At 58.8% G+C, this 18,925-nt stretch carries 16 protein-coding genes; 8 read left to right on the forward strand and 8 right to left on the reverse strand.

The genetic code is table 11. From position 1 onward, the window contains the following. Positions 1-41: 41 nt before the first annotated feature. Positions 42-1,238: a pyridoxal-phosphate-dependent aminotransferase family protein gene (locus tag ACR0BU_RS20925; RefSeq protein WP_480738752.1), complete on the forward strand. Its 1,197-nt coding sequence runs from the start codon at positions 42-44 to the stop codon at positions 1,236-1,238. A 105-nt stretch (positions 1,239-1,343) separates the two neighbouring features. Here ACR0BU_RS20925 and ACR0BU_RS20930 read toward each other — a convergent pair whose 3' ends face one another. Further along, positions 1,344-2,456, reverse strand: coding sequence for a pyridoxal phosphate-dependent aminotransferase (locus tag ACR0BU_RS20930; protein ID WP_480738754.1), 1,113 nt, complete (start codon positions 2,454-2,456; stop codon positions 1,344-1,346). Between the two features lie 93 nt (positions 2,457-2,549). Here ACR0BU_RS20930 and ACR0BU_RS20935 point away from each other — a divergent pair, with 93 nt between their 5' ends. From ACR0BU_RS20935 to ACR0BU_RS20945, 3 genes are all read left to right on the forward strand, one after another. Then, entirely contained in the window at positions 2,550-3,620 is a 1,071-nt protein-coding gene (locus ACR0BU_RS20935) for an SMP-30/gluconolactonase/LRE family protein (RefSeq protein ID WP_480738755.1), read from the forward strand. 65 nt (positions 3,621-3,685) lie between these two features. After that, positions 3,686-4,468: a crotonase/enoyl-CoA hydratase family protein gene (locus tag ACR0BU_RS20940; protein WP_300072180.1), complete on the forward strand. Its 783-nt coding sequence runs from the start codon at positions 3,686-3,688 to the stop codon at positions 4,466-4,468. Then, positions 4,465-4,836, forward strand: coding sequence for a VOC family protein (locus ACR0BU_RS20945; protein WP_480738757.1), 372 nt, complete (start codon positions 4,465-4,467; stop codon positions 4,834-4,836). Before ACR0BU_RS20940 ends, ACR0BU_RS20945 begins: the two co-directional genes overlap by 4 nt. A gap of 104 nt (positions 4,837-4,940) precedes the next feature. On the opposite strand, the gene ACR0BU_RS20950 is transcribed toward ACR0BU_RS20945, so the two are convergent. From ACR0BU_RS20950 to ACR0BU_RS20960, 3 genes are all read right to left on the reverse strand, one after another. Further along, the gene (locus ACR0BU_RS20950; protein ID WP_480738758.1) at positions 4,941-6,104 is read right to left on the reverse strand and encodes a benzoate/H(+) symporter BenE family transporter; all 1,164 of its coding nucleotides are present in this window, start codon (positions 6,102-6,104) and stop codon (positions 4,941-4,943) included. A gap of 139 nt (positions 6,105-6,243) precedes the next feature. Beyond that, positions 6,244-9,327, reverse strand: a complete 3,084-nt coding sequence (locus ACR0BU_RS20955) for a valine--tRNA ligase (RefSeq protein ID WP_480738759.1) — start codon at positions 9,325-9,327, stop codon at positions 6,244-6,246. Between the two features lie 81 nt (positions 9,328-9,408). Further along, a complete protein-coding gene (locus ACR0BU_RS20960; protein WP_480738760.1) occupies positions 9,409-10,137 on the reverse strand; it encodes a dienelactone hydrolase family protein in 729 nt (242 codons plus the stop codon). Positions 10,138-10,251: 114 nt separating this feature from the next. Here ACR0BU_RS20960 and ACR0BU_RS20965 point away from each other — a divergent pair, with 114 nt between their 5' ends. Then, on the forward strand, positions 10,252-12,543 hold the full coding sequence (locus ACR0BU_RS20965; RefSeq protein ID WP_480738762.1) for a xanthine dehydrogenase family protein molybdopterin-binding subunit: 2,292 nt from the start codon (positions 10,252-10,254) through the stop codon (positions 12,541-12,543). After that, the gene (locus ACR0BU_RS20970) at positions 12,521-13,597 is read left to right on the forward strand and encodes a DUF2235 domain-containing protein (RefSeq protein ID WP_480738763.1); all 1,077 of its coding nucleotides are present in this window, start codon (positions 12,521-12,523) and stop codon (positions 13,595-13,597) included. The genes ACR0BU_RS20965 and ACR0BU_RS20970 overlap by 23 nt, the downstream gene beginning before the upstream one ends. A gap of 3 nt (positions 13,598-13,600) precedes the next feature. Here the strand turns inward: ACR0BU_RS20970 and ACR0BU_RS20975 are convergent, their stop codons facing one another. From ACR0BU_RS20975 to ACR0BU_RS20985, 3 genes are read right to left on the reverse strand one after another with little or no spacing between them, the layout of a single operon-like run. After that, a complete protein-coding gene (locus ACR0BU_RS20975) occupies positions 13,601-14,359 on the reverse strand; it encodes a hypothetical protein (RefSeq protein WP_480738765.1) in 759 nt (252 codons plus the stop codon). Further along, positions 14,352-14,975: an NUDIX hydrolase gene (locus ACR0BU_RS20980; RefSeq protein ID WP_480738766.1), complete on the reverse strand. Its 624-nt coding sequence runs from the start codon at positions 14,973-14,975 to the stop codon at positions 14,352-14,354. Before ACR0BU_RS20980 ends, ACR0BU_RS20975 begins: the two co-directional genes overlap by 8 nt. A 26-nt stretch (positions 14,976-15,001) precedes the next feature. Then, the gene (locus tag ACR0BU_RS20985) at positions 15,002-15,571 is read right to left on the reverse strand and encodes a GcrA family cell cycle regulator (protein ID WP_010441710.1); all 570 of its coding nucleotides are present in this window, start codon (positions 15,569-15,571) and stop codon (positions 15,002-15,004) included. A gap of 127 nt (positions 15,572-15,698) precedes the next feature. On the opposite strand from ACR0BU_RS20985, the gene ACR0BU_RS20990 reads away from it, so the two are divergent. After that, on the forward strand, positions 15,699-16,502 hold the full coding sequence (locus ACR0BU_RS20990; RefSeq protein WP_300072163.1) for an ABC transporter permease: 804 nt from the start codon (positions 15,699-15,701) through the stop codon (positions 16,500-16,502). Positions 16,503-16,529: 27 nt separating this feature from the next. Here the strand turns inward: ACR0BU_RS20990 and ACR0BU_RS20995 are convergent, their stop codons facing one another. Beyond that, positions 16,530-17,408, reverse strand: a complete 879-nt coding sequence (locus ACR0BU_RS20995; RefSeq protein ID WP_480738768.1) for a DMT family transporter — start codon at positions 17,406-17,408, stop codon at positions 16,530-16,532. 300 nt (positions 17,409-17,708) lie between these two features. Between ACR0BU_RS20995 and ACR0BU_RS21000 the strand changes: the two genes are divergently transcribed. Further along, complete coding sequence (locus tag ACR0BU_RS21000; RefSeq protein WP_480738769.1) at positions 17,709-18,896, forward strand: acetylornithine transaminase; 1,188 nt, start codon at positions 17,709-17,711, stop codon at positions 18,894-18,896. The last annotated feature ends 29 nt before the right edge of the window (positions 18,897-18,925 follow it).

Genomic DNA, 18,925 nt, shown 5'->3' on the forward strand with positions numbered 1-18,925 from the left:
AGCGACGCTAGGGTAGGGCTCAATTCAAACAGGTTGACCTCATGACAAACAAAACCACTCTCGCGCAGGGGCGCGAGTATCTGGCCATTCCCGGGCCCTCGGTCATGCCCGACGCCGTCTTGCAGGCGATGCACCGCCCGTCCCCCAACATCTATGATGGCGCATTGATCGAGATGATGCCCGCCCTGACCGCCGATCTGCGTCAGGTTGCCCGCACGCAGTGTGATGTGGCGATCTACATTGCCAACGGTCACGGCACGTGGGAGGCCGCGCTATCCAACGTGATCGCCCCCGGTGAAACCGTTCTGGCCCCGGCCTCGGGCCGCTTCACCCATGGTTGGGCCGAGATGGCCAAAGGCATCGGCGCCGAGGTCGAGATACTGGATTTCGGTACCGCTTCCCCGTGGGATTTTGACCGCATCGCCGAGGCGCTTCGGGCCGACACACACCGCCAGATCAAAGCCGTGCTTGCGGTGCATGTGGACACATCCAGTTCAATCCGTAACAACATTCCCGCGTTGCGTGCTCTGCTGGATGATCTGGATCATCCAGCGCTTTTGATGGCCGATTGCATTGCCTCGCTGGGTTGCGAGCGGTTCGAAATGGACGCCTGGGGCGTCGATGTTATGGTCACAGCCTGCCAGAAGGGGTTGATGACCCCGCCCGGTGTCGGATTTGTCTTTTTCAACGATAAGGCGCAGGCCAAACGGGCGGCGATGCCGCGCGTGTCGCAATATTGGGACTGGCAGCCGCGCGCCAATCCCGAACTGTTCTACCAGTATTTCAATGGAACCGCTCCGACCCACCACTTGTACGGGCTACGCGCCGCATTGGATATGATCGGTGCAGAAGGGATCGAGAATGTCTGGTCCCGACACGAACATCTGGCCGCAGCGGTCTGGACAGCTTGCGAAATCTGGTCTGGCGAGGGGGCATTGCAGCTCAATGTCACTGACCGCGAATATCGCAGCCATGCTGTCACATCCCTGCGTCTGACCGAAGAACGCGGGACCCCCCTGCGCGCCTTCACTGAAAATCAGTTGGGTCTAACGTTGGGGATCGGCCTTGGTATGGCGGATGCCGAAGGGTGTTTCCGCCTGGGCCATATGGGCCATGTAAACGGGCAGATGATTATGGCCATGCTGGGCGGCGTTGAAACGGCCATGGCTGCACTGAACATCCCACGGGGCTCAGGCGCACTGGATGCCGCTGCGGCCGTGTTGGCGGGACAAATCTAGCGGCAAGTAAAGACCCGCCCCCACTTCATCTGGCTACAAATATCCTCGGGGGTGAATTGGCCTTAAGGCCAAGAGGGGGCAGACAGCCCCCTTAACCGTCATTACTCAGGCGTTGCCAGCGGCCACGGACAGCGCCACCGGCAGCGCAGCTGCAAAAGCATCCAAATCCGCCTCAGTGCCACAGCTCACCCGAATGCAGCGGTTTTGAGGGGCCGCAAACGGCATTCGCACAAAGACGCCCTGCGCGACCAGCGCATCTAAAACAGCCTTGGCAAACACCCCATCTCGTCCACAGTCGATGGCAACGAAATTGGTGGCCGAAGGCAAAGGCCGTAAGCCGTTCTCCTCGGCAATCTTACCAATCCGCCTACGCGCCTGGCCGATCTTCTGCTGCACGTCGGCCAGCCAGGTCTGATCGCGCAATGCCGCCAACGCACCTGTCTGTGCCGCGCGGTTCATTCCGAAATGATTGCGCACCTTATTGAAAGCCGAAATCAAGCCCGGCGCGCCAAGGGCATAACCGACCCGAGCACCCGCCATACCGTAACCTTTTGAAAAGGTGCGCATTCGGATCACGCGCAGATCATCCGCAGCGACCGGTGCCGCAGTGCCGTCCGGGGCGCATTCTACATAGGCTTCGTCCAGCACCATCAGGCAGCCCTCGGGCAAAGCGTCCAACGCCGCCACGATGTCCGCCCCGCGATGCCAGCTGCCCATGGGGTTGTCCGGATTTGCTAGGTAAACCAGTTTGGCGCCAACCTCAGCGGCTTTGGCAATCAGCGCAGTGGGGTCCTCTTGGTCATCGGAATAGGGAACCTTGTGCAAAATCCCGCCAAATCCTGCGACGTGATAGTTGAAGGTCGGGTAAGCACCGTCCGAGGTTACGACCGGATCCCCCGGACCCACGACCAGACGCACCAGATACCCCAGCAATCCATCGATCCCTTCGCCCACCACGATGTGGTCGGGCGTGACCTCGTGATGATCCGCCAGGGCATGGCGTAGATCGTGATTCTCCGGGTCACCATACATCCAGATCTCACCTGCTGCCCGCTGCATCGCTTCGATCGCCCGTGGGGATGGGCCAAAAACACTTTCGTTGGCGCCAAGCCGCGCATCAAAGCGCGCGCCGCGCAGGCGTTCCTGCGTTTCAGGACCCACGAAAGGGGCGGTTGCGGGAAGGGATTGGGCAAGCGGGGTGTATCGGGGACCAGTCATGCGCGCACCTAATCGCAAGGCGGGCGGCGGGGCAAGCCTTGCACCCCCGGACATTCGCCGCCAGTGTGCAGGCAATTAAACAAAGAGGATTTCATGCGCTATTTCATCGGTCTCATTCTCATCGGCCTTGCCTATCTGTTGTTCTGGCCCATCCCTGTTGAACCAATCGCGTACGAGCTGCCCGAAACGCAAGGTTTCACTGGCGATTTCGCTGAGAACAATGCTCTGGATCGGCTGGACCTAATCTCTTTGCCGGGCGGAGAAATCGGCCCGGAAGATATCGCTGTCCTGCCAGATGGCAGCATCTACACCACCAGCCTGTCCGGCGTCCTTTACCGCATTGACGGCGCAGAACCGGTTGAAATCGATCAATTGGGCGGGCGACCACTGGGCTTGAAACCCGGCCCTGACGGTGCGTTGTATATTGCCGACAGTTTTCGGGGCCTGATGCGCTGGAGCGGTCCGGGCACGCTGGAACCCGTGGTCTCGGATATCAACGGCGCCTCGGTCATCTATGCGAATCAACTGGACGTGGCACAGGATGGGACGGTCTATTTCTCGAACTCATCCGACCGGTTCGATCCCGAAACCATGGGCGGGACAAAACCCACGTCTGTCATGACAATTTGGGAGCAATCAAACGCCGGCTATGTCGCAAAACATAGCCCCGATGGAACCACAGAAAAGATCGCCGAAGGGTTTGTCTATACGAACGGTGTCGCGCTGTCGCCGGAAGAGGACTTTCTGTTGATCGCCGAAACTGGCCGGGCACGTGTCCATAAGCTTTGGCTCAATGGTCCAAAGGCGGGTCAGCAAGAGGTCCTGCTCGACAATCTGCCAGGCTATCCGGACAATATCGAAGCTCAGGGCGATGGTACGTATTGGATGGCCTTTGCCAGCCCACGTGTGCCGGCCGAGGCGTTGATGCCGTACCCGTTTCTGCGCAAAATCATTTGGCGGCTGGGGCCGACGGTCCGGCCAGCCGCTATCCATCGTGGAATGATGGTGCAATTCGACGGGGACGGGACCATCCTTCAGACATTGCAAGATCCCGATGGTCGGTTGGGCATTACGACCGGCGGCAAGATCGCCGAGGACCAGTTCTACGTGATGACGCTGGATTCGCCCTGGTTCGGACGAATGCCTGTGGCCCAGATGCCCTGACGTCGCAGTAGAACCAAGCCCGTCTTTTGGGGCATGATTGCACAAACAAGCTTTGGGAGGCCCGCATGGCGCGCGTATCTGTCGAATACAAAGACCACATTGCCCACGTCACACTGACCCGTGGTGACAAGATGAACGCGCTGGATGATGCCATGATCAAAGCGATCCTGTCCGCCGGGCAAGAGGTTGCCGCCTCGGACGCCCGCGCGGTGGTGTTATCGGGCGAAGGCAAAAGCTTTTGTGCCGGGCTGGACATGGCCAGCTTTGCGTCCATGGCCCACAAGGACCCGACCGAATGGCTGATGGCGCGCAGCCACGAAGATGCCAACGAAATGCAGGAGCTTGCGCTGGTCTGGCGGCGCGTCCCGGTTCCGGTGATCTGTGCCATTAAGGGGGTGGCTTACGGCGGGGGGCTGCAAATCGCGCTGGGCGCTGATATTCGCATCGCCCATCCGGACAGCAAACTGGCGGTGATGGAGATGAAATGGGGCATTATCCCGGATATGGGTGGGATGCTTCTGCTGCCGCACCTTGTCCGCTCTGACGTGCTGCGCCTGTTGACCTACACGGCGCGCCCGATCGGTGCACAGCAGGCCGCAGACTGGGGATTGGTCACCAAGCTTTCGGATGACCCGCAAACCGAAGCATTGGCTCTGGCCGAAAACATTGCGAACCAAAGTCCCTCGGCCATCCGGGCCGCCAAGCGGCTGATCGACATTGCTGAAACTGAACCGCGCGCCGAAGTTCTACTAGCCGAATCCGCCGAGCAGGTGGAACTGATCGGTAAGCCGGATCAGATGGAGGTCGTGATGGCGCAGATGCAGGGCCGCACGCCCGAGTTCAAATGAATTCACCGCCCCTCACGCGGCTAATTTTGTACACAAAGCGTATCGATCAGATGGTGCGCTTTTACGAAACTCACTTTGGATACACAGCGTGCCAGATAGAAGGTGACCGGATCATCGAGTTGAAACCCGGATCGAGCGGGGCGCATCTTCTGTTGCACCCGGCAGGCAGAGGCGCGCGCGAAGGTCAGGCTGCCGTTAAGCTGGTGTTCGACGTGATGGATGTTCCGGCGTTTTGTGCTCAAGCCTTACATAAAGGTTTGACGTTCGGGGCAATTCACCAGGCAGACAGCTATCAGTTCGCAAATGCAAAAGACCCGTCCGGAAATTCAGTTTCTGTTTCTAGCCGGGCGTTTGTGCCTCGCGAGTAACGCAGCAAGATCCGCCAGACCCCGAGTATAATACCAATCTGCATCTCAAGAACTTTAGCGCTCTTCCGGTTGGAGGGGGCTGTTCAGGGCAACGCTAAAATCGACTACCGCACCCGGTTCGATACCAAATAGGCAATTCCACCGGCCAGCAGACCCCAGACTGCTGCCCCCAGACCAAACACCGTGATCCCCGAGGCGGTGATCGCAAAGGTCAGCATCGCGGCTTCGCGCTCTGCTGGAACTTCCAGCGCCGCAAAGATCGAATTGGCCAACACACCGATCAGCGCAACCCCTGCCAGTGTTCCCATCAACAGCGGGTCGGCATGGGCGGCAAAGCCTGTGATCGCCACGGCAAAGACGCCGAACAGGCAGTAGAACACACCGCCCATGATCGCGGACCAATAGCGCAGGGCAGGGTCAGGGTGGCTGTCTTCATTGGAGCACATCGCAGCGGTGATCGCGGCAAGGCAGGTGGCGGGTGCGCCGAACGGAGCCGATAACAGGCTGGCTCCGCCGACGGCTGAAAACAGCCTGCCTGTGACCGGCGCGTAGCCAAAGCTGCGCATGACGGCGATGCCGGGGATGTTCTGAGTTGCCATCGTAACGATAAACAGCGGCACGCCGATCCCGATGGCCGAGGACAGTGTGAATGTCGGCGGTGTCCAGATCGGGGCCGCCACCAGACGCTCGGGCATGATCGTTGCGCCCCCTGCGTTGAGAATAACAACTATTGCTGCCGCGATGACCGCAGCGGGAACCGCAAATAGTCGATTGAACCGTCCGGCAATGAACCATGTCAGGATCACAGGCAGCGCCTGCCAGGGTATCTCAACCGCTGCTTTGAAAGGTAGAATGCAAAGAGGCATCAGCACCCCGGCCAGCATCGCCTGCGCCAGCGTCGTGGGGATTGCCGCGGCCAGCCGCCCCAACGGCTTCCACAGCCCGGCCATGACTGTCAGCGCACCGGCACACAGGAAGGCTCCGATGGCGCCCGAGAACCCCTCGGCTGGCGCCGCTGAGACGGCCAACAGGGCAACACCGGGTGTCGACCACGCCACGCTGATCGGCAGCCTGTACCAAAGGCTTAGAACGACGGCTGCCAGACCCATGGCAATGGCCGCACTCATCAGGCCCGAGGCGGCTTCGGACGGTGACGCACCCATCGCGCCCAACCCCTGCAGGACAATGGGGAAGGAACTGAAAAAGCCTACAACCGCCACTACCAGCCCGGTTGAGACGGTTTGCATCGGAGGAAAAGTCTGCGCCATCACGTCCTCGAAACTGCCACCCGCACTTGCTAACAATCGCAAGCTGTCAGAAACAAGGTCAAAAGCGTCAGGGGAACAGAAAACCCCGCCAGCAAAAGCGGCGGGGTTTGGGATTTGAGTATTTGGAAAAAGATGAAGATCAGGCGATTTCAGCCAGATGGGCCAGCGCTTCGTTCAGCTTTGCCTCTTCTTCCTCGCGCGCGGCAAGGTTGGCTTTGGCTTCCGCCACAACTTCTTCCGGGGCGGAGGCCACGAACTTCGGGTTGTTCAGGCGACCGCGCAGCCCGCCGAGTTCTTTGGCCAGTTTGCCCTTGGCTTTTTCCAGCCGTTCTTTTTCGGCACTGATATCGATGATATCTGCCAGCGGGAGGCCGAAGCTTGCACCGGGGGCGGCGATCGAAATGGTGCCTTTGGGCAATTCATCTGCTTTTGTCAGACTATCGATCCGCGCAAGTCGTTTGATCAGCGCTTCGTTGCGGTCCCAAGCGGCTTGGCCATTGCCGTCGATCTCGGTCACCAGCATCGGCACATAGAGGCCAGCGGGAACCCGCATCTGCGCGCGGGCCGAGCGGGTGTTTTCGATCACTGAGATCACCCAGTTCATTTCACGATCTGCGTCGGTGTCGATCAGGTCGGCGGCCGTGTAGGTCGGCCAGTCGGCGTGAACGACCATCTTGGCACGGTCGCCGGTCAGGCCCCAGAGTTCCTCGGTGATAAAGGGCATGATTGGGTGCAGCAGGACCATGCACTGATCCAGAACCCAGCGCATGGTGGCGCGGGTCTCGGCCTGTGCCTCGGCATCATCGCCTTGCAGCAGCGGTTTCGACAGCTCCACATACCAGTCGCAGACCTTGCCCCAGACAAAGGCGTAAAGCCCGTTGGCCGCGTCATTGAAGCGATAGCTTTCCAGCGCGGCGTCGACCTCAGCCCGCACGCGGGCGGTTTCGCCGATGATCCAGCGGTTGACGGCGGCCTTGGGTTTCAAGTCGGTCACGTCCAGTTGTGGCACCGCGTCAGTGAAGACTTCGTTCATCTCGGCAAAGCGGACGGCGTTCCACAGCTTGGTGCCGAAATTACGATAGCCGGTGATGCGCTCGCGGGACAGTTTCAGCACGCCGCCAATCGCCGCCATCGAAGCGTTGGTAAAGCGCAGCGCGTCGGCGCCGAATTCGTCCACAATTTCCAGCGGGTCGATGACGTTGCCGGTGGTCTTGGACATCTTCTTGCCCTTCTCGTCGCGGACGAGCTGGTGCAGGTAGACGGTGTGGAACGGGATCTGATCGACCACGGCCAGCTGCATCATCATCATCCGGGCGACCCAGAAGAACAGGATGTCGAAGCCGGTGATCAGAACGTCCGTGGGGAAATAGCGTTCCAATTCCTCGGTCTGCTCGGGCCAGCCCAGCGTGCCGATCGGCCAGAGGCCGGAGGAGAACCATGTGTCGAGGACGTCGGGGTCGCGGTAAACTAGGAGTTTCTTTACTCCGTTCGGAGTAAAATCCTCGTTGATTGTCGCCCAGTTTCCGTGATGAACGTCCATTGGCGCGACATAATCGCTACGTTCAAATTGCTCTGGGTTGATTGTGATCTCAACCACTTCGTCACAACCAAACTCCTGCTTCAAACGCGCACTTAATTCATCAAAACTTGCAGCGCAGAATGGTTTCGGGTCAGCGTTTTCACCAGTTCCCAGAAGATACCAAACAGGTATCTGATGCCCCCACCACAGCTGACGCGAAATGCACCAGGGCTCGATATTTTCCAGCCAGTGGTAATAGGTCTTCTCGCCCGACTCGGGGATGATCTTGACCGTACCGTCCTTGACCGCGTCCAGAGCAGGGCCAACGACCTCTTCGGCATCCACGAACCACTGGTCGGTGAACATCGGTTCGATCACCACTTTCGAGCGGTCGCCAAAGGGCTGCATAATCGGCTTGCTCTCAACCAGCGGGACCAGAGCCGCAGGGTTGTCATCTTCGCCCAGCTTGATGCCCAGGACCGGGTTGTCGGCGCGGGTCATAACGGCCAGACCGTCAGCGGTGATCTCTTCGACAACCTTGGCACGCGCCTCAAACCGGTCGAGGCCGCGCAGGTGATCGGGGATCAGGTTGATCGCGTCGATTTCGTTTTCGGTGAAGTCCTTACCACGGGCATATTCCTGCGCCTTGCCGGCCTCTTCGGCGTAAGGCGCGCCATCAGCCCGCATCGCGCCGCGCGTGTCCATCAGGCGGTACATCGGAATACCGCCGCGCTTGGCGACCATGTTGTCGTTGAAGTCATGCGCGCCGGTGATCTTCACCGCGCCCGAACCAAAATCGGGGTCGGGATAGTCATCCGTGATGATCGGAATCTGTCGGCGATGCTCTTTCGGGCCAACCGGAATTTCACACAGTTTCCCGATGATTGGCGCATATCGCTCATCTGACGGATGAACCGCAACCGCACCGTCACCCAGCATGGTCTCTGGCCGCGTGGTGGCGATAGAGATATAATCCCGCTCTTCACGGAAAATCACATTCCCATCTTCATCTTTTTCCAAATACTCATATGTCTCACCACCGGCCAAGGGGTACTTGAAGTGCCACATATGCCCGGCGACTTCGATATTCTCGACCTCAAGGTCCGAGATCGCGGTCTCGAAATGCGGGTCCCAATTGACCAGCCGTTTGCCACGATAGATCAGGCCTTTTTCGTACATCTCGACGAAAACCTTGATCACCGCGTCATGGAAGTTCGCCGAGTTCTCGTGGCCTGTGCGCGGGTCACCCGGCGCGCCCGCCATGGTAAAGGCGTTGCGCGACCAGTCGCAGCTGGCGCCAAGACGCTTGAGCTGTTCGATGATCGTGCCGCCGTATTCGCCCTTCCATTCCCAGACTTTCTCAAGGAATTTCTCGCGCCCAAGTTCCCGCCGACCTTCGTTGCCTTGCGCCGCCAGCATCTTTTCCACCTGCATCTGCGTGGCGATGCCCGCATGGTCCTGACCGGGCTGCCACAGCGTGTCGAACCCGCGCATCCGGTGCCAGCGGATGAGAACATCCTGAAGCGTGTTGTTGAACGCGTGCCCCACATGCAATGCGCCCGTCACATTGGGCGGCGGGATCATGATGGTAAAGCTTTCGTCGCGTGAGCGGTTCGCGCCTGCCTTGAAGGCTCCGGCCTGTTCCCAGGCCTTATAGATACGGGCCTCGGCGTCAGCCGCGTTGAATGTCTTTTCCATCGCCATAGGATGCGTCCTGCGTCAACAAATTCGGGTCAGCGCCTGCAATAGCGAATGGTTGCGGGAAGGGGAAGGGCGACTATGCGCTCAGGTCATCCCAAAGCGCGCTTTGAAATACGTGTCGACCTTCTGATAGGCCGGTTCGTGGAAATGCAGCGTCAACAGGGAATGACCCTTTCCGGGGAATTCGACCGTTTGCACCAGCCCACCAAACGCGTTTTCCAACGCATGCATCAACCGCTGAGGCGACATCTTGTCTTCGGCATATCGCATGGCCAGGGCGGGACCTTTCGCGGTCATGCCTGACGAGGCTTCACCGATGTCATGTTTGCTCATATGCAGCTTGTCACCGCCTAGTAGCGGCAATGCAGGCTGGCTGGCCACGCCACCCAGCACCGCATCCTCGGCCATCAGGGTCAGGGCGAAACTGCCCGTCAGACACATGCCGATAACGCCCACACCCTTGCTGCCTTCGTGATCTCGGATGTCGCGGGTCAGCGCCCGCATCCATCCTGATATCGGGCTTTCGCGACCTTTCAGAAACATATTGATCTCACGCCGGACGCAAAACAGGCGGGCAAAGTTCTTTGCGGTTTCTGTTTTGCCAAAGGTGCCAAACAGATGTGGCAGATACACCCGAAAACCGGACGCATTCAGTCGCTGCGCAAGTTCAAGCGTCTCGGTGCCGATCCCCGGCAATTCCTGCAGGATCATGATGGGGGGACCTTCGCCGCCAACGTAAACGTCATGGGTGGTCTCAATCCCCGTGGTCAGGGGGGCGGTGAACGGGAAAACGGTATCATGTGTCCAGGTCATAGGGCTCAGGCTAGCCCAACTGGATGCCTAGGGAAACGAATTTCCCGGCCTGCGTCTGGACATCCCAATCGCGCGGGCTAGGCTCGCCCAAAGATCGTGCAGAAGGGGTGCCCCGTGGAGAAATTCGGTAAAAGCCAACCTGTAAAACGGACCGAAGATCAACGGTTTCTGACCGGGCAAGGCCACTATATGGATGACGATGTGCCGGAAGATGCTCTGTTCGCGGCCTTTTTTCGCAGCACAGTGGCTCATGGCGAAATCACCTCTCTGGATCTCGATGCTGCACGTGCTGCAGACGGTGTGCGGCTGGTCATGACGCTGGAGGATCTGGTTGAGGCCGGCATCGATACGGTTTTGAATGCCGCTATTGTCGACAACCGCGACGGAACAAAAGCGGCGGCCCCCCAACGCCATATGCTGGCCGACAAACGTGTTCGGTTCGTGGGCGAACCTGTGGCCGTGGTGATCGCTGAAACGCAAGTTCAGGCGCAGGATGCGGTGGAACAGATCTGGATGGACACACAAGACCTGCCCGCCAAACTCGATCTGGCAGCAGGCGGGGAACCTTTGCATCGCGAGGCTCCCGATAATCGCGCCTTTGACTGGGGCATGGGTGATGAGGCTGCGACCGAGGCAGCATTTCAATCGGCTGCCCATACCGTGGCGCTGAACGTGTTGGACAACCGGGTGATCATCAACTCGATCGAACCGCGTGGCTGTCAGGCCAATTGGGCAGATGGGCGATTGCACTTTGCCTACGGCGGGCAAGGTGTCTGGGCGATGCGGGCGCAACTGTCCCAGAAGTTGGGGATTGATCTCGAAGACATCCGGGTCACGACCCCTGATGTTGGCGGCGGGTTTGGCATGAAGGTGATGCCGTATCCCGAATACTTCTCGGTCGCCGTTGCAGCGATGGAACTCGGCCAACCCGTTCACTGGATGTCGGATCGGTCCGAGGCGATGCTGTCCGACCATCATGGTCGCGATCTGACCTCGCTAGCCGAGCTGGCGTTTGACGAAGACCACAAGATCACGGCCTACCGGGTTCACAGCAAATGCAACTTGGGCGCATATAATAGCCATTTTGGGCAGGCGATCCAGACCAACCTGTTCAGCAAGGTTCTGATGGGTGTTTACGACGTCCAGACCACCTATTTGCGCGTTGAAGGGATTTACACCAACACCACACAGGTCGATGCCTATCGGGGCGCGGGTCGGCCCGAGGCGATCTATGTCCTGGAACGCGTGATTGACCGGGCGGCGCGCGAACTGGATGTCGATCCATGGAAGTTGCGGCGTAAGAATTTCATCAGACCCGACGCCTTCCCTTACAAAACGGCGACAGACGAAACCTACGATGTGGGTGACTTTGACATGGTTCTTGGCCTTGCTGGGGATCAGACACAAGGATTCCAGGCTCGCAAAGCCGAAGACGCCGAGCGTGGCCTGATCCGCGGGCAGGGCCTGTGTTACTATATCGAAAGTATTTTGGGAGATCCTTCTGAAAACGCCAAAGTGGAGTTTTGTGAGGATGGAACGGTGAACCTGTGTGTCGGGACACAATCGAACGGGCAGGGCCATGAAACGGTCTATGCCCAGTTCCTGTCCGACCAGACCGGCATACCCGTCGATCGGATCACCATCGTGCAGGGTGACAGTGATCGGCTGACACATGGCGGCGGTACGGGTGGATCCCGTTCGGTGACGGTTCAAAGTACTGCGACGCTAGTGACAATCGACAAAATGATTGCCGCATTCATGCCCTACCTTGCGGATAAGATGGGGGTCGAGGAAAATGATATGACCTTCGACCATGAGACCTTTCGCGCGTCTGGATCAAACCTGACGCCCACCTTGACCGAAGCCGCCGATATGGCGCGCGCCGATGGCCGTACCGACCTGCTGCAGCACGAGGCGCGCGCGAACCTGGATGCGCGCAGCTATCCGAACGGGGCACATGTTGCCGAAGTCGTGATTGATTCTTACACCGGTGAGGTGGCAGTGGATCGATATATCGTCGTGGATGATTTTGGCAATCTTATCAATCCAATGCTGGCCGAAGGGCAGGTCCATGGCGGGGTGGTTCAGGGCATCGGTCAGGCCTTGCAGGAACGGGTTGTGCATGATGCAGATGGACAACTGCTCACGGCTTCGTTCATGGATTACGCCTTGCCCCGCGCTGCCGACGTACCCATGATTAAGTTTACCTCGGCACCGGTTCCGTCGACCTCGAATCCGATGGGAATGAAAGGCTGTGGTGAGGCCGGGACCGTCGGTGCGTTGGCTGCGGTGGCAAATGCGGTTCAGGATGCGCTCTGGGATTTTGGGGTGCGACAGGCGGACATGCCTTTTACACCACACAAAGTATGGGAATTGCTGAATAATGGTTCTGTCTCGGCTAAGTAGAAAGGTTCTGGGATGGCTTGGGCGGCCCCTGCGGTCCGAGCATTCACCCGAGACCCGGCATCGCGAACCGGTCAGCCATGTGATCATCCTAGATGGCACGATGTCGACGCTCGAACCCGGCTTTGAAACACATGCCGGTCAAACCCTGCGGCTGAGTTGTGAGATGGGCAGCAAGGTTTCGGTTTTCTACGAGTCCGGGGTGCAGTGGGAAAGCTGGAAATCCTCGCTCGATGTAATGATGGGGCGGGGAATCAACCGACAGATCCGCCGCGCCTATGGCTATCTGGCCTCCCGCTACAAACCCGGCGACCGGATTTACTTCTTCGGCTATTCTCGTGGGGCTTATGGTGTTCGTAGTTTGGCTGGCGTCATCGACATGATTGGTTTGCTCAAGGCTGACCACGCGACAGAACGCAACATCAAGCAGGCTTACCGGCACTATGAATGCAACACGGGCAGCGCGGCGGCTGTCGAATTCCGTCGTCGGTTCTGCCATGAGGATGTGGCGATCGAGATGGTTGGTGTCTGGGATACGGTCAAAGCGCTTGGCCTTCGCCTGCCGCTGCTGTGGCGTTGGGCCGAGGGACGCCATGCCTTTCACAACCACCAACTGGGCCCTGCGACGCGTCACGGGTATCACGCCATGGCGCTGGATGAGACCCGCGAGGTTTACGAGCCAGTGCTTTGGACTTGTACGCCGGATTTCCAGGGCCATGTCGAACAGGTCTGGTTTCGTGGGACCCATGGCGATGTCGGTGGGCAATTGAACGGGTTCGAAAACGCCCGCCCGCTCAGCAACATTTCGCTGATCTGGATGCTGGACAAGGCGGAACGGCATGGCCTTCCGCTGCCCGAAGGCTGGCGCGACCGCTTTCCAACCTCGGCAGCCGCACCTTCCGTTGGAACTTGGCGGGGCTGGGGCAAGATTTTCCTGCTGCGCAAACACCGAAAAATGGGTCGGGACCGTTCAGAAAAGCTGCATGTTTCGGTCTCACCCGATGAATTGCCCCGTTGGGTCCCAATGCCGGATCTGCCGTCGCACCCGGCGCAGTAGAAATCAATTTGGAACGCAGACGTTACTGACAGGTTCGAATAGTAAGTTCGGGCGAGCTACTAGATCGAACCGCCATCTTCTGGGAGACCAGTTGTAGATCTTCTGACCTTCGAGGTGATCGACAATCATCAGACCGTGAAAGAACCATTCCGACGTGGATTTGCAACCGGTCTTCTCAGTATAAAATGAGAATCCACGCAGTTCGTGCAGTGTTTCGACCGGGGAATTCCGCGAATGATGGGCAATGCAGTATGTCGATCCATCGGCAATAAAACGTGCCTGGCCTAGGATCATCGGAACGGTCATAAGGCTCCAGAGCGCGGCGATTGTCGACACCGATATCCCGAGTTTCGCCACACGTGAAGGCCGGGGCTTTCCATCGTCCCCTGACCAAATAAGTATGCTGGAGGCGACGGCAATGGTCAGGGTTAGGCCATGCAATATCTGCGTGTCCGAAAACAGTGAAAAGACTCCAGCAGCAAGCGTCAAACAGAGGCCAGCGGCAACCAATAGAAAAGTGAATAACTTTGCGAAAACCGACGGAATCTGACGCAACCCAACTTGGGTCAGGAGGGCAATAAGCGCGGGCAGGCTCGGTGCGACCCAAGTTGCAAGATACAATCCAACGAAAAAAGGTGGAGGGGTATTCCCAACCAGATTAGGGGTGAACAACGATCGATCCAGCGGCTGCATATAGGCCGCGACGATCAAAGCTGCATAGGCGCAGAACAGCACTTTGGGTTTCAGGATGCGATCAATCAAAGCAGGTTTCAACTGGTACTGATCGCTGCGCTTCGAGCGCAGCTTCAATATCACGTGCCAAGTTTCGCGTTAGTGATAAGTCCGGCAACGCGTCGGGTGCAAAAAACGCAACTTCGCTTGTTTCCGTCCCGGTTTGCGGGACATCTGCGCCCACTTCGTCACATAGAAAGAATAGCTTAAAAAAATCCCGCGCATCTGCCGGATAGGGATGCCGCGCCTTATGCCGCAGCGCGTATAGGTGTCGCGCTCGGACACGCAGCCCGGCCTCTTCCCAAACTTCGCGTTCAATGTTTTCTGCTGGAGAGCTGCCGATATCTGCGAATCCGCCCGGCATTGCCCACTTCCCGTCGCTCCGCTCGCGCACCAGCAAGATACGCCCATCCCTGATCAACGCGCCGCGAATATCGATGCTGGGCGTGGCATAGCCACCCGCGTGTTCGGAAATCAGCCCGTCGATCCGCGATAGGGGCACACGGCCTAAATCTGCCAGCATGGCACGCGCCATCTGGGCAATCTCGTCATAGCGTTCGCGATCAAAAGGGTCTTTGGTGAAGTGCTGGCCGGTCTCGGCCAGCGCTAGCAATCGTTTTGCCCGGGCCAGCCAGGTATCCTCCATCGCTGTCGGATCCTGGCGCATCGGCCTTAGCGCCGCCGGTCGCGGCGAGAGCTCATCGGTTGGAAGGCAACGCCCACATGCGCCTCGCAGTAGGGCTTGCCGGCCTCAACGGGCAGGCCGCAGAACCAGAAATCCTCGGTCGCCGGGTCACCGACAGGCCACTTGCAGGTTTTCTCGGTCAGTTCCATCAGCGTCAGCTTCTTGGCCTTTTTCTCGATCTCATTAACCTTGGCTAAGGCTTCGGGGCTGATTTCGTTGGCCGAGGGCTGTGGCGGCAGGGGTTGACCGGCCGGAATGATCTGGCGGCGGGCGGGAATGGCCGGTTTCGCTTCGGGCGCCGGGGCAGGCCGCGCCGGTTCGGTCTTGGGCGCAGGCTTTGGTTTCGCCTCGGCTTTGGGTGCGGGCGCCGGTTTCTCTTTCGGCTCGGCCTTGGCCGGGCTTGCGCCGGTGGCCCGGTTCGACAGGCCCAGACGGTGCACTTTGCCGATCACCGCATTGCGGGTCACACCGCCCAGTTCCTTGGCGATCTGGCTGGCCGACTGGCCCTCGCCCCACATTTTCTTCAGCAGTTCTACGCGCTCGTCAGTCCAGGACATCGGTTGCCTTTCAAAAGCGGGAAAGCGGCCCCGGATTCGGGCCGCCTTCGGAATTCGTCTCAGCCCCCTATTCTAAACACTGCGGCCCGAGTTACAAGCAGTCTTCGAATCAGTTTGGGGGCAGAAGATGCAGATTCTTACCGATCAGTCAGAGCGTCGGTTCGGCGCGGTCAACTGGATGGGTCTCTATACGCTGGCTCAGCGCGAAACACTGCGTTTTCTGTCGGTCTGGACTCAGACCCTGATGGCGCCTTTGGTGACGGCCGGTTTGTTCCTGTTGATTTTCAATATTGCCATCGGGCCCAGCCGACCCGATGTGATGGGTGTGCCATTCCTGATCTTTCTGGCCCCGGGCATCATGATGATGACCGTGATCCAGAACGCCTTCGCTAACACGTCGTCGTCCATGGTGATTGCTAAGGTTCAGGGCAACATCGTTGACACGCTGATGCCACCTCTGTCGCCACTCGAAATCCTGTTGGGCTATCTGGCGGGTGGTGTTGCGCGCGGCGTGCTGATCGCCTGCGTCGTGGCCATCGCTTTGGCGTTGGTTCTTGGAGTGGTGCCGCAACACCCCTTGATCGCGCTGATCTTTGTCATTTTGGGCGGTGCATTCATGGGCGCGCTTGGGCTATTTGCAGGAATCTTTGCCAACAAGTTTGACCAGATGGCAGCGATCACCAATTTCATCGTCACCCCCTTGGCCTTCCTCTCCGGCACGTTTTACTCGGTCGAGGCCCTGCCGCCGCTGTTGAACCGGATCAGCCACGCAAACCCGGTTTTCTATCTGATCGACGGATTGCGCTATGGAATGATCGGTGTTTCTGACAGCGCACCTTTGCTGGGATTTGCAGTCTGCAGCGGTGCCACCATTTTTGTATGCGCTGTCACGTGGCAGATGCTGCGCACTGGCTACCGGCTCAAGGCCTAGACGCTTTCGGACCTGGCCAACCGTCCGCTATCTTATGCGGGCCTCACGCCAAACGAGGATCAGGCCGCCGGCCAGAATAATCGCTGACCCCACGAAGCTAATGATATCCGGGATTACGCTGAAAATAACAAAATCATAAAGCGCCGCAAAGATCAGCGTTGCATAGCTGATCGGTGCGACAAAGGACGCATCTGCTCGCGCCATGCCGTTGACGAAACAGGCCTGCGCGCAGGCCATCAGCACCCCGATACCCGCCAGCGCTGCCCATTGAGCGGGCGTTGGCATCTGAAATACGAAATTCACTGCGACGGTGGCAATAGCCAACCCCATCGCGTTATTGACCAGCAGGATCTGGATCGGGATTTCCCGGCCCGACAGCTTTTTGATAAAAATCAGCTCCATCCCAATCACCACCGCAGCCGTCAGCGCCAGCAGCGCCGCGGGCTGAAAGCTGTCTGGTGTCGGTCTCAGCAAGATAAGCGCACCGGCTAGGGCCACGGCTGCGGCCAGCCATCGCCAAGGGCCAACCCCCTCTTTCAGCAGCGGGATAGCCAGTAGCATCGCAAAAACCGGGTTCAGAAAAGAGATCGCTGTGGCATCCGCCATCGGAATGAACGCTACCGAGGCAAAAATCAGCGTAATGCCCAGCCAGCCAAAACTTGTCCGCCCGATATGCAGCCCCCAATGTGGGCGCCGTAGCGTTGGGCGCAGTACCGCAACCGCGCAGAGGATCACCAAAAACGCAAACATGAAACGGCCATGGCTGATTTGCATCGGATGCAATGGCGGGCCTAATGTGTCCGTTCCCAATGCTTTGGCCAAGAGCGTGGTGCTGGCCAGAAACGCACTGGCAACAAAGATGAGCAATGCGGCAAGGGGCGGATTATGGCTTTTTGGAACAAACATGCGCAAGCGGTGCGGCAGTGCGTTGCAAATGGCAAGCCGAAAAACATGCGCCGCGACGCCTCAGCCGTTTATTTGCATTAATCAAAATTCGGGGTTTCCAGATTGTGCGCACCCCGCTATACGGCCTGCATGATCAAACTCGCATATATCCTGCGCCTCCGACGCCGACGCTTTGCCGCGTAACCGGCCCGTTTGATCCATTTGCGCCGCCCAATTGGCGCAAACTCCACCAAATCAGTTGACGAACCCGGCCTCAGTGTATCAGTCACGAGGTCAAACCTACCTGAAAAGGATGATCCGATGATCCCGTCCGTTCTGCCGACCTACAACCGCGCGCCCCTGACATTTGTGAAGGGCGAAGGCGCCTGGCTGACCGAAGCAGACGGCCGACGTTTTCTGGACCTCGGCGCCGGCATCGCGGTGAACGCGCTGGGTCATGCGCATCCGGCGTTGGTCGCGGCGCTGACGGAACAGGCGCATGCGCTATGGCATGTGTCGAACCTGTACAACATCCCGCAGCAACAGGCGCTGGCCGATAAGTTGGTGGAACACACCTTTGCCGACACTGTATTCTTTACCAACTCGGGTACGGAAACCTGCGAACTGGCTGTGAAAATGGCCCGCAAGTATTTCTATGACAAGGACCAGCCCGAGCGGGTCGAGATCATCACCTTTGACGGCTCGTTTCACGGCCGCTCCTCAGCCGGTATCGCCGCCGCCGGGTCCGAGAAGATGACCAAGGGGTTCGGCCCTCTGTTGCCAGGTTTTGTCCATCTGGCCTTTGGTGACCTTGATGGCGTCACCAACGCCATCACCGACCAAACCGCCGCAATCCTGATCGAACCCATCCAAGGCGAAGGCGGCATTCGCCCCGTCCCTGACGCCGAACTCAAAGCCCTGCGCCAGATTTGTGATGATAACGGACTGTTGCTGATCCTCGACGAGGTGCAATGCGGTGTTGGTCGGACAGGCAAGCTGTTTGCTCATGAATGGGCCGGCATCACACCAGATATCATGATGGTTGCCAAAGGCATCGGCGGAGGGTTCCCGCTCGGTGCAGTGCTGGCTACCGAAGACGCCGCCAGCGGAATGACCGCAGGCACTCACGGCTCGACCTATGGCGGCAATCCATTGGGTTGTGCCGTGGGCAGCGCCGTGCTGGATCAGGTCGCGACACCTGCTTTCCTCGAAGGTGTGAACCGCAAAGCGGGCTTGTTCCGCCAAAAACTCGAAGGCCTGATTGCGGATCACCCCGAGGTGTTCGAAGAGGTCCGCGGTGCGGGCCTTATGCTGGGTCTCAAATGCAAGGCACCCAACCTGGATGTGGTCAACGCCGGCTATGACAATCAGGTCATCGTCGTCCCTGCGGCCGACAACGTGATCCGCTTGCTGCCGCCGCTGACACTAACCGAAGATGACATCGCGCAAGCTGTGATCCGCCTCGACAAAGCCGCGACTCAGGTCGAGGCCACTCTCGAAATCGCCTGATCTTCACCTTTTCTGAAGTACTCCGGGGG

It is taken from the genome of Ruegeria sp. CK2 (assembly GCF_056536585.1).